Source organism: Plantibacter sp. RU18 (assembly GCF_050613355.1).
Classification (GTDB): Bacteria; Actinomycetota; Actinomycetes; order Actinomycetales; family Microbacteriaceae; genus Plantibacter.
In genome coordinates, this window is the sequence record NZ_CP159618.1 from 3,424,801 (window position 1) to 3,439,356 (window position 14,556).

A 14,556-nucleotide genomic window follows, 5' to 3' on the forward strand; every position below is an offset into this window, starting at 1 on the left:
TTTCCGAGGGAGTGATGCGGAGACCGGTCGGTCATCCTGGGTGTTCGGCCGTCGGGGTCGACGGCGGTTCTTGGGGCGGTGGTCCCTGCGCGTGAACGGCGAGTTCGCCGATGCGCAGCGGGGAGACGATGGGGCGGCGATCGCTCGAGACGCCGTCGATGAGGCCGTTGCCGCCGGACTCGGAGACGGTGCGGTGGAGGAGCTCCTCGACCGTGCGGCCGCACATCCGGCCCTGGCAGATCCCGAGCCCGGCGCGCGTGCTGAGCTTGAGCGAGCGCAGGCCGGTCGCGCAGGTGGCGGCCGCCGTCGCGCGCAGCGAGCCGTAGTCGACCTCCTCGCAGCGGCAGATCGTCGTGTCGTCGTCGAGCCAGTCGCTCCAGCCGGCCCGGATGCCGTGGGCGCGTTCGAGCCGGTCGGCGAAGGAGAGGAAGGTGTCGCGTCGGCTCACCGCTGAGCGGATCCCCGAAGCACCGGGGAGTCCACCCGCCGCAGCGTGCCCCGCGATCGCCCCCTCGGCGAGTGCGGCGTCGACACCCCCGATCCCGGTGATCTCCCCCGCCGCGAAGACGGTCGGGACGCTCGTGCGCTGCTCGGCGTCGACCTGGACGAACCGGGCGTCGGTGAGCGCGCAGCCGACCGCGACGGGCAGTTCGAGCCGGGGCGTGAACCCGTGGCTGACGCAGACCGCGTCCGCCTCGACGCTGCGCTCGGTCCCGGGGATCGGTGACCAGTCGGCGTCGACGGCGGCGATGGTCACGCGCTCGACCCGGTCGGTGCCGTGGGCGGCGACCACGGCGTGACCGACGCGGTACGGGATCCGGTGGCGGAGGTGGCCGCCGACGTATCCGAGCAGCTCACCGGCCTTCCCGGTGACGCCGAGCAGCTGCCAGGGCTTGGGGAGCCACCCCCTGGCGAGCCCGCCGGCGGTCGTGGCCTCGTAGACCCCGAGCACGCGTGATCCGGTCGCGGTCAGGGAGGCGGCCACGGGCAGCAGGAACGGTCCGGCGCCGGCAACGACGACCCGCCGACCGACGGCGACCCTCTCACCCTTCGCGAGCGCCTGCGCGGCACCGGCCGAGAAGACGCCCGGGAGGTCCCAGCCGGGGAACGGCAGGGTGCGGTCGTGTGCGCCGGTCGCGAGGACGAGCGCGTCGGGCCGGAGGGTGAGGGAGGCGCGATCGCTCCCGTCCGGCGGTCCGACGAGGACATGCAGACGCAGCCCGGTCGCCCCGGAGCCGACGTCTGACCCGTGGTCGGACGCGGTGTCGCGATCGACGTCGGCCGCCCACGCCTGCGCTTCGATGATCACCGTGCAGCCGTCATCGGCGTCGAGCGCCGCGCGCATGGAGACGAAGCGCTCGAACCCGTGGTGCAGCGAGGCCTCGGCCTCGGACGGCCTGCTGGCCGGCAGGTGCCGCCAGTACTGACCGCCGAGCTCGTCCGAGGCGTCGAGCAGCGTGACGGCCGCGCCGAGCGCCCGGGCGGCGAGCGCGGCCTGGAGCCCGGCGGGACCCGCACCGACGACGACGACCTCGCGCTGCCGGGCGCTCATGCCCGGTCCCTGTTGGGGTCGTGGTCCGCGGTCGGTTCGGGCAGGGCGTCGTGCTGCGTCTCGATGCGGTCACCGTCCGTGGCGCGACGCTGGCAGGCGCGGACGTCCCGCTGGCCGTTCACCGTGACGATGCAATCGAAGCAGACCCCGATGCCGCAGAAGACCCCGCGTGGGTTCCCGGACCCGCTGGTGCGGCGCCAGGCGAGCACACCGGACCCCAACAGGACACCAGCGATCGTCTGGCCGCGGAGTCCGTCGACGGGCGTCCCATCGAGGTCGATCCGCAGCGTGTCCTCCGCGCCTGGCACGATCCGGTCGCTCGTCGCCGGCAGTCGTCTCGAGACCATCAGGCCACCTCCGTCGGCCGGTCGGCGCGCAGGTGCGGGGCGAGCCCCGGGCGATCGAGTTGGAACGGGGTGTCGTCGAGGTCGGCCGATCCGCCGAGGAGGCGGGCGGCGATGAGCTCGGCCGTCGCGAGGGCCAGTCCGATGCCGGCGCCCTCGTGCCCCGTCGCATGCCACAGGCCGTCGACGCGGTGGTCGGGGCCGATGACCGGGAGGTGGTCGGGCATGTCGGAAGCCGCCGTAGCTTCGCATGACCGAGGCGTCGCGCAGGAACGGGAAGAGGCGCAACGACTTGGCCGCGACCTCGCGGAGCACGTCGACGTCGAGGCGCGCGTCGAACCCGATCTGCTGCCGGCTCGAACCGATGAGGACGGTGCCCGCAGCGGTCGACTCGACGACGCTGGAGGTCTGCAGCGAGGCGTCGCTCGACTGCGTGGCCCCGAAGTAGTCGCCGTCGTAGACCTTGTGGTGCACGCGATGCGGCATGCGGGTGGTGACGAGCACCATGCCGCGTCGGGGACGGACCGGGACGGGTGCCCCGAGCACCTCGCCGAGCTCGGCCGACCACGGTCCGGCGCAGACGAGGACCGCGTCACCCGACACGTCGCCCGCGGAGGTCCGGACACCCGTGAGGCGACCGGTCGTGCTCCGGACGCCGCCCGTCACGGCGACGCCGGTGCGCACGACCGCGCCAGCCAGCCGGGCCGAGGCGAGCAGGGCCTCGGTGGCGATGACGGGCTGGACCTGCGCGTCCTCGGGATAGTGGACGGCGGCCGTGGACGAGCGGGTGATCGACGGCTCCGCCGCCAGCAGCTCGTCCTCGGTCAGGGGTCGGGCGTCGACACCGGCGGCGCGCTGGGCGGCGGCGAAGCCGAGCAGGGGCTGTGCGCCGGCCTCGGTGGTGGCGACCACGATGCCTCCCTTGCGCTCGAACTCGATGCTCGGGAAGGTCGGTCCCAGTTCGGCCGCGAGTTCAGCGGTGACGACGGGCCACAGGCGTGAGGCGTACCGGGCGAGGTCGAGTTCGGGGCCGGGTCCCTTGTCCGAGACGAGGAGGTTCCCCTCCCCCGAGCCGCTCGTGCCACCGGCGGCCGCCGAACGGTCCAGCACGACGACCTCGGCACCGCGGCGCGCGAGGGTCAGCGCGCAGGCCGCACCGACGATACCGGCGCCGACGATGACGATGCGGGTCATGGGCGGTCCTCTCGGTCGGTGCGGGGAAGGGCTTTCAGTAATGTGTCACACATTCACTGAACAGGCAAGCGTGCACATTCGCGGATCCCGGTCGAGGTCCGCGCACGCACGCCCAGGGCTACTCGGCGTCGGATTCGGGCTTGCCGGCCCACCAGCCGGTGGTGTGCCCGATGTGTCGATGCATGAGCTCGCGAGCGGCGACACCTTCACCCCGCTCGAGGGCGTCGAGGAGCTCGTGATGCTCCACAGCCGAGCGGTCGAGCTGCCGCGAGTCGAGCATCGCGGCCAGCCCCACGAGCCGGGTGCGGCCGCGGAGGTCCGCGACCAGCTCGACGAGCAACGGGTTGCCGAGCTTCGCCGTGAGCGCGAGGTGGAACGCCTGATCGGCTTCGAGGTACCGGGTCAGGTCGCCGTCGCGGGCACCGGCCACGATGTCGTCCGCCTGCTGCCGCAGATCGGGGAGGGACTCGGTGTCGAAGACCTCGGCGAGCTCCTCCATCGCGGGCGGCTCGAGCAGCTGGCGGATCTGCGCCGTGTTGCGGAGCGAGGCCTCGCTGACGACCGTGACGCGGAACCCCTTGTTCCGGACCGCTTCCACGAAGTCGCGCTTCTCGAGGTCGAGCATGGCTTCGCGGACGGGGGTCGCGGAGACGTTGAACTGCACCGCGAGCGTCGGTACCGAGATCATCGTCCCCGGCGCGAGCTCACCCGAGATGATCGCCGCGGACACCGCCCGCTCCACCTGCGCCCGCAGGCTCAGGCGCTGCTCGGCCGGTCGGATCGCCGACATGCTCATCGCGACTCCCATCCTTCGTCTCCCACCACGGTCCGCTCAGGTTACTGGGCGCGCATCCAAGCTTCGATCCCCGACGCGTCGATGGGCAGCGCATCCGACAGCACCTCGGCGCCGCCGGCCGTCACGAGGAGGTCGTCCTCGAGCCGGACGCCGATGCCGCGGAGTTCCGGCGGCACCGTCTCGTCGAAGGCGTGGAAGTACAGTCCCGGCTCGACCGTGAGGACCATGCCGGGCGCCATCGACCCGCCCTGGTAGGCCTCGTAGGAGGACTTCGCGCAGTCATGCACGTCGAGGCCGAGGTGGTGACCGATGCCGCACACGAGATACCGACGGTGCTGTTGCCCGACCGGGCTGAGCGCCTCGTCGACGGACACCGGCAGGAGGCCCCAGTCGTGGAGTCCCTGCGCGATGACCTCCATGGCCGCGTGGTGGAAGTCGGTGAAGTCGCGGCCCGGGCGGACGGCGGCCATCCCGGCGCGGTGGGACGCCTCGACGAGGTCGTGGACGCGTCGCTGCTCCGGGCTGAAGGTGCCCGAGACGGGGAAGGTGCGGGTGACGTCCGCCGTGTAGAACGCACGCGTCTCCACGCCCATGTCGAGCAGGATCGCGTCTTCGGGACGGACCGGGCCGTCGCAGCGCACCCAGTGGAGCGTGGGCGCGTGCGCACCGCTGCCGACGATGGTCGAGTAGCCGGGGCCGTTTCCCGTGGTCCGCGCGTGCCGGTCGAAGGTCCCCTGCAGCCAGCGCTCACCTCCGCCGGCGACGGCCGTCGGCAGCTCCCGGATGACGGCGGAGAACCCGCCGACGGTCGCGTCGACCGCTCGCCGCAACTCCGCGATCTCCCACTCGTCCTTGATCATGCGCAGTTCCGAGAGCACGCGGCCGGCTTCCGGCACGACCTTCAGCGGAGCGAGCGCGTGATGCTGCGACGTCAGGCCCCCCGCAAGGAGCGGTCGTTCGACGCCGCGGACCGCGTCGGGCAGTGCGGCGAGCACCTCGACCCGGAGGCCGAGGGCCGCCGACCAGTCGGCCGGCCCCGGCGCGGAGCCGACCCAGAGCTCGCCGTGGTTCGCGTCGGCGAAGAACCCGGTCTCGCCCGGGTGCGCCGGCGCCGGGACGTACAGCGTCGCGTCGTGTCCGGCGCCGCTCGGACGCAGCACGAGGACCGCCTCCTCGGCGGAGCACCCGGTGAGCCAGAAGAAGTCGCTGTCGGGACGGAAGTCGTAGTTCGAGTCGTTGGCCCGGACGGGTGCGCGGCCGGAGGCGACGACGAGCGTCCGCCCGGCGAAGGCCTCGCTCAGCCGACGTCGGTGCGCGGCCGCGGCCTCGGCGATCCCGGGCTCGACCGGCGGCGTGCGGTCGGGGGTGCCCCAGCCGGTGCCGAGGAACTCGCGGAACGCCGGCACCTCGGCCAGGCGGGGCAGCTTCGGGTCCGGGTCCGCCGGTCGCGGCATGGAGGTCGCCGGCGCGTCCGCGGTGGCCGGGGCGAGCCCCACCGCCTGCTCGGTTGCGTGCTGCTGCGTGTCGGTCATGCCTGCTGCTCCTCATCCGCGCGACGGCCGCCGCGCTCGTCCACCATCGAGAACAGGCGGCGCACCACGGCGGCGTCCTGGATCCCGTCGTGCTCGTACTCGTTCGTGACCCAGGCGGTCGCCCCGCCGACGGCGTCGACCGTCTCCAACTGCAGCTGCGCGTCCACGTACATGTCGTCGAAGTACACGGCCGCTGCGAGCGGCACCGTGCTCGTCTGCAGGACCGCAGGGTCGTACAGCGGGTCCCAGTCGGTCTTGGCAGCCAGTCGATCCACAGCATCCCGGAAGGGTCGGAGGGCACGGATCTCGTCGAACATCCAGGGGTACACCATCTCGCCGGTGAACAACAGCGGCCTGCCCGTCTCGGCGAACACCGGCCGCGCATCGCGCTCGGCCTGCGCCGCCCACGCCGTAGCCCCCGTGCCGGCGGCACCGTAGATGGTCTCCTGCAGGGCGATGAAGAGGGGGTTGTCGACGTAGGCCGTCCTCCCCCAGACCTGCGCCAGGAAGGTGTCGCTCAGGTGGTCGCCGCTGTCGAACGCCTCGTCGAGCAGCCAGTGGAGCCGCTCGTAGCCCGGCTTCATCCCGAAGTCGATCCCGAGGTTCTGGAAGCGACGCACCGTGAGCCGGTCGCCGTCCGGCAAAAGCACCTCGTCGGCGGCGAGTCGGTCGGCGATCCGCGCGACGGTGCCGACGTCTTGCGGATACCGCTCGGCGAACGCCCGGTTCTTGCGCTCGGTGCGCGGATAGGTACGGCGGTAGACCTCCGCCGCCGACGGGCGGATGCCTGCCAGACCGCCCGTGACGTAGCAGGCAGCCAGTCCCTCCGGGGCTCGCGAGAGGTAGGTGAGGGTGAGGAACCCGCCGTAGCTCTGACCGAGCGTCGACCAGCGGCGGCCACCGAAGACGGTGCGGCGCAGGTACTCGGCGTCGTCGACGATCGAGTCGGCCCGGAAGCGTTCCAGATACTCGGCCTGTGCCGCAGCGTCACCGACCGCCGCGATGGACCGCCCGTCGATCCTGGTGCTCCGGCCGGTGCCGCGTTGGTCGAGCAGCACGACGCGGAAGGTGCGGAGGGCTTCGGCGATCCAGCCGTCCCGGGACACGGGACGCGGGCCCTTGCCACCCGGTCCCCCCTGGAGGAAGACGAGGACCGGGAGCTGTTCGTCGCGGCGCACGGGGTCGACGAGCTCGCGGGCGAACAGGCTGATCGTGCGACCGTCGTCGGACCGCCGCCAGTCGAGCGGGACGTCGACCGTGTGGTCGGTCACGTGGATCCCCGGGAGCAGGGAGGTGGTGGTGCGGTGGGTCATGACTCTGTCCTTCCGGCGGCCGGAGCGTCCGTCCGCTCCTGTTCGAGCATGGTGGCACGCGCGGCCTCCCAGCCCGGGTCGATCGTGGGCACGGCGGCGAGCAGGGTCTTCGTGTACTCGTCCTGCGGGTGGTCGAAGATCGCCTCGCGGTCACCCTGCTCGACCACCTTGCCCCGATGCATCACAGCGACGTCGTGGGCGATCTGCCGCACGACGGCGAGGTCGTGCGCGATGAACAGGTAGCTCAGTCCGCGCTCGGCCTGCAGGTCGCGCAGCAGGTCGATGATTCGCGCCTGCACCGACACGTCGAGCGCCGAGACCGCCTCGTCGCAGATCACGAGCTTCGGGGAGACGGCGAGCGCCCGGGCGATCCCGATGCGCTGGGCCTGGCCGCCGGAGAACTGCCGCGGGTAGCGCTGCAGGTGGTCGGGGTTCAGGCCCACGCGGTCGAGGAGGTCACGCACGAGGGCGCGCTTTCCCTGCTTCGGGGTGATGCCCTGGTAGTCGAGCGGTGCCGACACGATGCGCTCGACGGTGTGCCGCGGGTTCAAGGAGGAGAACGGGTCCTGGAAGACCACCTGCACCTTGGTCCGGAACGCGGCGAGCGCCGGTCCACGCGCGGCGGTGACGTCCTCCCCATCGAAGGTGATCGTGCCGGCGGTCGGTTCGATGAGCTTCGCGATCATCCGAGCGGTCGTCGACTTGCCGCTGCCGGACTCTCCGACGATGCCGAGCGTCTCGCCGGCGCGGACGACGAACCCGACGTCGTCGACGGCGCGGAACTGGGTGGTGCGCGCGCGGAACGCACCATCCCCCTTGGTCGTGAAGTCCTTCGTGAGCCCGGAGGCCTGCAGGAGCACTGGTGCGTCGTTCATGCCTGTCCCTCTCCGGTCGTGGCGGGTGCTGTCGGCCGCTCGGAGAACGGGTCGTCGATCCGCGGGAGGGCGTCGAGCAGTGAGCGGGTGTACGGCGCCTGCGGCCGGGAGAAGATCTGTTCGGCGGAGCCCATCTCGACGGGGTCGCCGCCGCGCATGACGAGCACGTCGTCGGCGACCTGGCTGACCACGGCGAGGTCGTGGGTGATGAAGATCATGCCGGTGCCGGTCTCCCGTTGCAGTTCGGAGAGGAGGTCGAGGATCTGGGCCTGGACGGTGACGTCGAGCGCCGTCGTCGGTTCGTCCGCGATGAGGAGGTCTGGTTCCAGGCAGAGCGCCATCGCGATCATGATGCGCTGCCGCATGCCTCCCGAGAACTGGTGCGGGTAGTGGTCGACGCGCCGGGAGGCGTCGGCGATGCGCACCCGTTCGAGGGCTTCGATCGTGACGGCTCTGGCGGTCTTCCGGGAACCGCCGCGATGGGCGCGGTAGGCCTCCTCGATCTGGAGCCCGACGGTGTAGTACGGGTTGAGCGAGGAGAGCGGGTCCTGGAAGACCATCGCGATCCGGTCGCCGCGCACGCGACGCATCTCGCGGTCGCTGCGACCGACGAGCTCGTGTCCGCTCAGTCGGACACTGCCGGTCGTGCGCCCACCGTTCGGGAGCAGGCCCATGATCGCGAGGGAGGTCATGGACTTGCCGGAGCCGGACTCGCCCACGATACCGAGCGTCTGGCCGTGCTGGACCGCGAACGACGCCTTCCGGACCACGTCGACGTCGCCGGCGGTGGTCGGGAAGGTGACCGTGAGGTCGTCGACCTCGAGCAGCGATGCACCGGGGACGGGCAGGGAGATGGTCCTGGTGACGGTGGGGCTCATGCGCTCTTCACTCTCACTCTCGGGTCGAGGAACGTGTACACGACGTCGACCACGACGTTGCCGATGACCACGAAGAACGCGGCCAGGAGGGTGACGCCCATGATGACGGGCTGGTCGTTCTTCGCGATCGAGTCGGCGGCGAGTTTGCCGACGCCGTTCAGTCCGAACACCGTCTCGGTGATGAGGGCACCACCGAGGAGTCCCGCGAAGTCCATGCCGAAGAGCGTGACGACGGGCGTGAGTGCCGGCCGCAGCGCGTGGCGGCGCAGGATGAGCGGCGCGGGCAGTCCCTTCGCCCGGGCGGTCCGCATGAAGTTCTCACCGAGGGTGTCGATGACGTTCGCCCGGACGAGCCTCGCGTACATGGACGCGTAGCCGAGCGCGAGCACGATCCACGGCATGAGGTAGTTCTGGAACCAGCGGACCGGGTCCTCGGCGAAGGGGACGGCCTGTGGGAACGGCAGGATCTGCAGCTGCACCACGAGGACGTACTGCAGCAGGAGCGCGAGGAAGTAGTTGGGCAGGCTGATGCCGGCGAGGGCGACCATCATCGCCCCGCGGTCCCAGCCGGTGCCCTGCTTGACGGCGCTGAGCAGGCCTCCGCTGACACCCACGAGCAGCCACAGCACCGCCGCACCGATCGCGACCGTCGCGGTCACGGGGAAGCGCGCGGTGATCATGTCCATCACGGACTCGTTGGTCTGGAAGCTGAAGCCGAGGCACGGCGCCGCGCAGGAGACCGCCGAGGCGCCCTCCCCGTAGCTCCGGCCCATGACGACCCCCCGGATGAACTCGAGGTACTGCTGCCAGAACGGCTGGTCGAGCCCGAGCTGCGCCCGGATCTGGTCGATGCGTTCGGGGGTGCAGGTCTTGCCGCAGATCTGCACCGCCGGGTCGGGCGACAGCAGGAAGAAGATGACGTAGGTGAAGAGGCTGATGAGCAGCAGGATGCCGATCGCCGACGCGATGCGGCGCAGGAGGTAGAGGGTCATGAGGCGGCGTCTCCCGAGTCGAGGGCCTTGCGCAGGCGGTCGCCGAGCACCGTGAAGGACAGCACCGTGAGGAACAGGAAGGTGCCGGGGATGAGGAAGTACATCGGGTCGACCGCGTACCAACCGACCGCGGTCGCGATCATCTGCCCCCAGCTCGGCGTGGGCGGGGTGACGCCGACGCCGAGGAAGGAGAGGCCCGCCTCCGTACCGATGTAGCCCGGCACGGCGAGGGTGGCCAGGACGATGATGGTGCCGCGGAGGTTCGGAAGGATCTCGCGGAAGACGATGCGGATGCCCCCGGCGCCCGAAGCGCGCGCCGACTCGACGAACTCGCTCGTCCGCAGCGACATCGCCTGACCGCGCACCACACGAGCGGTGTACGGCCAGCCGAAGAGGCTCAGCACGACGACGAGCAGGACCGGTCGGTTGCCGGCGGGCAGCGCGGACAGGAGCGCGATCATGAAGATGAGCGACGGGAACGCCATGAGGAAGTCCATGACGCGGGAGACGACCTGGTCGACCCACCCGCCGTAGAACCCGGCGAGCATGCCGAGGACGACCCCGAGCACGGTCGTGACGATCGTCGCCGAGACGGCGATCGACAGCGACACCTGCGCACCGAACGCGATGCGCGCGAAGATGTCGCGTCCGTTCCCGGGTTCGACCCCGAACCAGTGCTCGGCGGAGATCCCGCCGAGCGGACCGATCGGCACGCCGCCGAGGTCGGAGTCCACCGCCGACTTGTCGAAGGTGCACGGACCCCAGCCACTGATCGCGGTGATCAGCGGGGCGAGGATCGCGAGCAGCACGACGAGCACGATGAACGCGACGCTGAGCAGCACCGGCGGGCTGGAACGGAGGGTGGCGATCACCCGCCGCGCGGGGGTGGGCGCACCGACCGGCGCACCCGCCTCCTCGGCGACGGTGGTCAGCTCACTGGGAACGGACGACGACATCTGCGGCTACCAGCCTTCCGACTACTTGTCGGCCGAGGACAGGCCGACGGACACGTAGTCGATGCCACCGGAGTACCCGGCGTGCGAGTACGCTCCGGCGACGTTGGCTCCGACGACCATGACCGTCTTCTCGAACAGCAACGGCACCGTCGGCACGAGCTTCTGGATCTGCTCGTCGAGCGCTCCCCAGGCGGCGTTGGCCTCGTCGGCGTCGGTCATCGCGCGGATCTCGGCGATGCGCTCGTTGACGGCGGGGTCGTTCAGCTGGGCGATGTTCGAGTTGCCCTTGGGGAAGATCTGCGAGCCGTCGAAGAGCGGCGGCAGGAAGGTCGAGCCGGAGGCCCAGTCCGGGCACCAGCCGGTGATGGCGGCGTCGTTCTGCTGCGATGTCGTGCCGATGACCTCGTAGTACGTCGAGGTGTCGATGAGGTTGAAGTTCACCGTGATGCCGGCCTTCGCGAGCGCCTGCTGCACCGCCTCGGCCTGCGCCTGCATCTTGGGCTGGCTTCGGATGTCGAGCGTGAACGAGAAGCCGTCGGGAAGACCCGCCTCGGCGAGGAGTTCCTTGGCCTTCTCCGGGTCACCGGCGTTGTCCTTGCTCGGGTAGAGGTCGAAGTCGGTGTGACCGGCGACGGTGGGCGGCAGCATGGTGGTCGCGATGTCCGCGAGCTGCGATCCGCCCGAGGCGTCCTTCACCGACTCGCGGTCGATGGCGTACGCGATGGCCTGGCGGACCAACGGGTTGTCCATGTTGGGTTTCGTGGTGTTCAGCCCCAAGTAGGTGGTGCAGCCCTGGAGGCCCGCGACGGTCCGCGCCTTGAGCGCCGGCGTCTGGATCCGGGAGATGGAGGCCGCCTGGACGGACCCGGCGATCGCGTTCGCGTCGTCGCCCTGGCCGGCGATCATGCGCTCGTCGATGGTCGACGCGTCGAGGCCGAAGGTGAAGTCGAAGCCGTCAGGGTAGGCCTTGCGGACGTCGTCGGTCTTCGGGTCCCACGCGTCGTTGCGGACGAGCTCCAGCTGCGAACCGCGCTCGTAGCTGTCGACCTTGTAGGGGCCGGAGGCGATCGGCATCTTGTCGAGGCTCGTCGTCGTCACCCGCTCCGTGTCGGCGGGGAAGGGCGTGAAGCTGTTCTGTCCGACGACGCTCGCGAAGTCGGCGAACGGCTCCTTGAGGGTGAAGACGATGGTCTGGTCGTCCGGCGTCTGGATGGACGGCAGATCACCGGTGATGTACGGGCCCTGGTACCCGTCGGTACCGGCGATGGTGAGGCGGGCGTAGGGCGATCCGACGGCAATGGCCGGGTCGAAGGAGCGCTCGACGCCGAACTTGACGTCGGCGCTCGTGATCGGGCTGCCGTCTTCGAACTGCAGGTCGTCCTTGAGCGTGAACGTCCACTGGAGCCCGTCGTCGCTCACCGTACCGAGGTCGGTCGCGAGGTCGGGGACCATCTCAGTGCCCTTGGCGCCCTCGCCCGTGGACTGCGTCGTCAACGTGCGGTAGATGAGGCGGTAGAAGTTGTTCACGCCGCCGTCGAAGCCCTGGACCGGGTCGAGGTGCGAGAAGTCCGCGTTCAGGAGGACCTGGACGGTGCCGCCCTTCACGGGGGTGACGGACGGACCGTCACCTCCCGAGCCTGAGCCCGCGGAGGTACACCCCGCAAGGAGGAGGACGGCCGCCGCCGCGAGGGCGGGGATGGAGAATCGTTGCTTCATGACGCTCTGCTTTCGTGTCGATCGGGCGGGTCGCCCGAGGGTGGAGAGGGTGGAGCGGGGCGGTGACGGGAGGAGGTCAGCGGGCGCGGAACCAGACGCGCATGGCGCCCGGTTCGCGGTTGCCCCAGAGGGCGTAGGGGATGAGGGTCGCGGTGGTCGGTGTCGTCGTCCGTGTCGCGACGTCGGCGAGCGGTGTGGTGGTGGGCTCAGCCTCGGACCCACCGGAGAGGACCGGGTAGAGCACGGCTGGAGCGGGAGCGTCGACGGCCGCCGGGATGAGGAGCGCGACGGCGTCGACCGCCTCCGTGTCGAGGATCCGACGGTGCTCGGCGACCGCTCGGGCCGCGTCGGCCCCGGAGAACCGCAGGAGGTCGAGGTCCGCAGTCGTGTCCTGCTGTTCGGCGCAGGAGACGATCGGCCCTCGGGCGAAGGCGATCGAGCCGCGGAGGGCGTCGACGGAGGGGTGCGCGCCGTGCGCCCGGACGGGCATCGGGAGGTCGAGCTCCACGGTGTCGCCCGGCGCCCAGCGGCGGTTCAGCCGAACCCAGCCGTCGACCGGTCGGGCGTCGAGGGTCTCCCCCGCGATGCGGATCGTGGCGTTCCGGGCCCAGCCGGGGATCCGGAGGGCGAGCTCGAACATCGCGTCCTCAGCGTCGTCGACGGTGACGGTGACCGCACCGTCCCAGGGGTAGGCGGTGTCGACGGTGCAGGAGAGGCGGTCGGTGACGATGGTCGCCGCCGTGTACTGGGCGAGCTCGATCCCCGCCGGCGTGGCCACGGCGAGATGGTCCTGGAGTTCGGCGGTCCAACGCACGATGTTCGGTGGGCAACATGGGCAGCCGAACCAGCTGCGCCGGAGGAGTTCGCCGTCCGGCTCCGCCCCCGACCGCTGGAGGTGGTCGGGGCGGCGCTGCAGCGGGTTGTCGTAGAAGAAGGCGGTTCCGTCGGCCGAGAGACCGGCGGCATAGGCGTTGTAGAGGACGGTCTCGAAGGTGTCGAGGACGGTTGCCGACCCGGTCGCGAGGTACATGCGCCAGGCCCACTGCATCACGGCGATCGCGGCGCACGTCTCGCTGTAGGAGCGCTCGGACGGCAGCTCGTACCGGTCGCCGATCGCCTCGTCGGAGTGCCGACTGCCGAGGCCACCCGTGAGGTAGAGCTTCGTCTCGACCATGTCGTCCCAGAGACGCTGCAGCGACGCGAGGAGTCCCTCATCACCACGTTCGAGGGCGACGTCGGCGGCGCCCGCCGCCAGGTACGCCATGCGGACGGCGTGACCGGTCACCGAGTCGAGCTCCCGGAGGGGCGCCGAGTCCTGGAAGTACTCCGCCGGGAAGACCCGTAGGTCGACGCTGCCATGGCCACGGCGGTCGATGAACGCGGTCGCCAGCTCGAGGTAGGCGCGCTCCTCGGTCTCGCGGAAGAGTTCGACGAGCGCCATCTCCACCTCGGGGTGCCCGCAGACCTGCGCGTCGCCGTCGGGACCGAACCGGCGGACGGCGAGGTCGGCGAAGGCGCGGGCGACCTTCAGCAGCCGAGCGTCGCCGAGCCGACGGTTCGCCGCGACGGCCGCCTGGATGAGGTGCCCGAGGTTGTACAGCTCATGTCCCCAGGCGAGATCGTCCCAGGGCTGCTTGTCGATCTCGGGTGCCTGGAAGTATGAGTTGAGGTACCCGTCCTCGCGCTGCGCCGCCTGGATGACGCCGACGGCCTCCTCGTAGAAGGCGCGGACCTCGCCGGGTGCCGCCCCGACGACCTCGTCCTCGGCGAGCAGGTAGGCGAGGCCCTCGAGCGTCTTGAAGACGTCGGTGTCGAGGAACGGGTACCGCCCGCGGAAAGTGTCCGCACCGTGAGCGGGGTCGCCGATCCTCGCCAGATTGTCGAGGTTGCCGGCGAGACGGAGCTGCTCGATCGCGTGCGGGACGGTGGCGTCGCGGTTCCGACGCTGCCACGCACCGAGTTCGCCGTCTCCCAGCGCAACCTGTCCGGCGGCCAACGGGATACGGTGCCCGGCGATCGGGTGGACGGCGGCCGCCTGGCTCCCCGCGTGCACCGCGGTGCTCGCTGCTCGGGCGTCTTCGTCGAAGCTCATGGGCGACAGGCCTTTCTGTACCGTGTGACACAGTACACGGATCGGTGTTTGTGGTGGGTGACACATTACTCACCTGCTCCAGCGGACTGTCAAGCGCCCTCGACCGATTTCAAGAGATGGAAACACAGCCGTAACGCGCCACTCCCAGCAGACTCCTCGCCGGATGCGCTACGCTGGAGGAACTTGCGTGCGATCGCGCCATCCGGTGCGGTACTCGCTTGCGTCGTAGAACGCTCCCTCTCTCCCCTACGCGGCACCCAGCGGTGCATGCCAGGGTCGATGACACTTCATACGGCGAACGGATGCGCGACCAGCG

General features: G+C 70.8%; 11 protein-coding genes and 1 pseudogene. All 12 read right to left on the reverse strand.

The genetic code is table 11. The features are described from left to right. Positions 1-31: 31 nt before the first annotated feature. Positions 32-1,552 carry an FAD-dependent oxidoreductase gene (locus ABMA10_RS16485; protein ID WP_347867923.1) on the reverse strand — a complete coding sequence of 507 codons (1,521 nt, stop codon included), beginning with the start codon at positions 1,550-1,552 and terminating at the stop codon, positions 32-34. After that, complete coding sequence (locus tag ABMA10_RS16490) at positions 1,549-1,899, reverse strand: (2Fe-2S)-binding protein (protein WP_347867924.1); 351 nt, start codon at positions 1,897-1,899, stop codon at positions 1,549-1,551. The genes ABMA10_RS16485 and ABMA10_RS16490 overlap by 4 nt, the downstream gene beginning before the upstream one ends. Then, positions 1,899-3,090, reverse strand: a pseudogene (locus tag ABMA10_RS16495) (NAD(P)/FAD-dependent oxidoreductase). Before ABMA10_RS16495 ends, ABMA10_RS16490 begins: the two are co-directional and overlap by 1 nt. A 118-nt stretch (positions 3,091-3,208) precedes the next feature. Further along, on the reverse strand, positions 3,209-3,886 hold the full coding sequence (locus ABMA10_RS16500) for a GntR family transcriptional regulator (protein ID WP_347867926.1): 678 nt from the start codon (positions 3,884-3,886) through the stop codon (positions 3,209-3,211). A gap of 41 nt (positions 3,887-3,927) precedes the next feature. Beyond that, entirely contained in the window at positions 3,928-5,418 is a 1,491-nt protein-coding gene (locus ABMA10_RS16505; protein ID WP_347867927.1) for an aminopeptidase P family protein, read from the reverse strand. Next, entirely contained in the window at positions 5,415-6,731 is a 1,317-nt protein-coding gene (locus ABMA10_RS16510; protein ID WP_347867928.1) for an alpha/beta fold hydrolase, read from the reverse strand. Before ABMA10_RS16510 ends, ABMA10_RS16505 begins: the two co-directional genes overlap by 4 nt. Further along, positions 6,728-7,606 carry an ABC transporter ATP-binding protein gene (locus ABMA10_RS16515; RefSeq protein ID WP_347867929.1) on the reverse strand — a complete coding sequence of 293 codons (879 nt, stop codon included), beginning with the start codon at positions 7,604-7,606 and terminating at the stop codon, positions 6,728-6,730. Before ABMA10_RS16515 ends, ABMA10_RS16510 begins: the two co-directional genes overlap by 4 nt. Then, a complete protein-coding gene (locus ABMA10_RS16520) occupies positions 7,603-8,484 on the reverse strand; it encodes an ABC transporter ATP-binding protein (RefSeq protein WP_347867930.1) in 882 nt (293 codons plus the stop codon). The genes ABMA10_RS16515 and ABMA10_RS16520 overlap by 4 nt, the downstream gene beginning before the upstream one ends. After that, positions 8,481-9,476, reverse strand: coding sequence for an ABC transporter permease (locus tag ABMA10_RS16525; protein ID WP_431030695.1), 996 nt, complete (start codon positions 9,474-9,476; stop codon positions 8,481-8,483). Before ABMA10_RS16525 ends, ABMA10_RS16520 begins: the two co-directional genes overlap by 4 nt. Continuing rightward, entirely contained in the window at positions 9,473-10,432 is a 960-nt protein-coding gene (locus tag ABMA10_RS16530) for an ABC transporter permease (RefSeq protein ID WP_347867931.1), read from the reverse strand. The genes ABMA10_RS16525 and ABMA10_RS16530 overlap by 4 nt, the downstream gene beginning before the upstream one ends. A gap of 21 nt (positions 10,433-10,453) precedes the next feature. After that, a complete protein-coding gene (locus ABMA10_RS16535; protein WP_347867932.1) occupies positions 10,454-12,148 on the reverse strand; it encodes an ABC transporter substrate-binding protein in 1,695 nt (564 codons plus the stop codon). Between the two features lie 76 nt (positions 12,149-12,224). After that, positions 12,225-14,240: a glycoside hydrolase family 127 protein gene (locus ABMA10_RS16540; RefSeq protein WP_347867933.1), complete on the reverse strand. Its 2,016-nt coding sequence runs from the start codon at positions 14,238-14,240 to the stop codon at positions 12,225-12,227. Between the last annotated feature and the right edge of the window lie 316 nt (positions 14,241-14,556).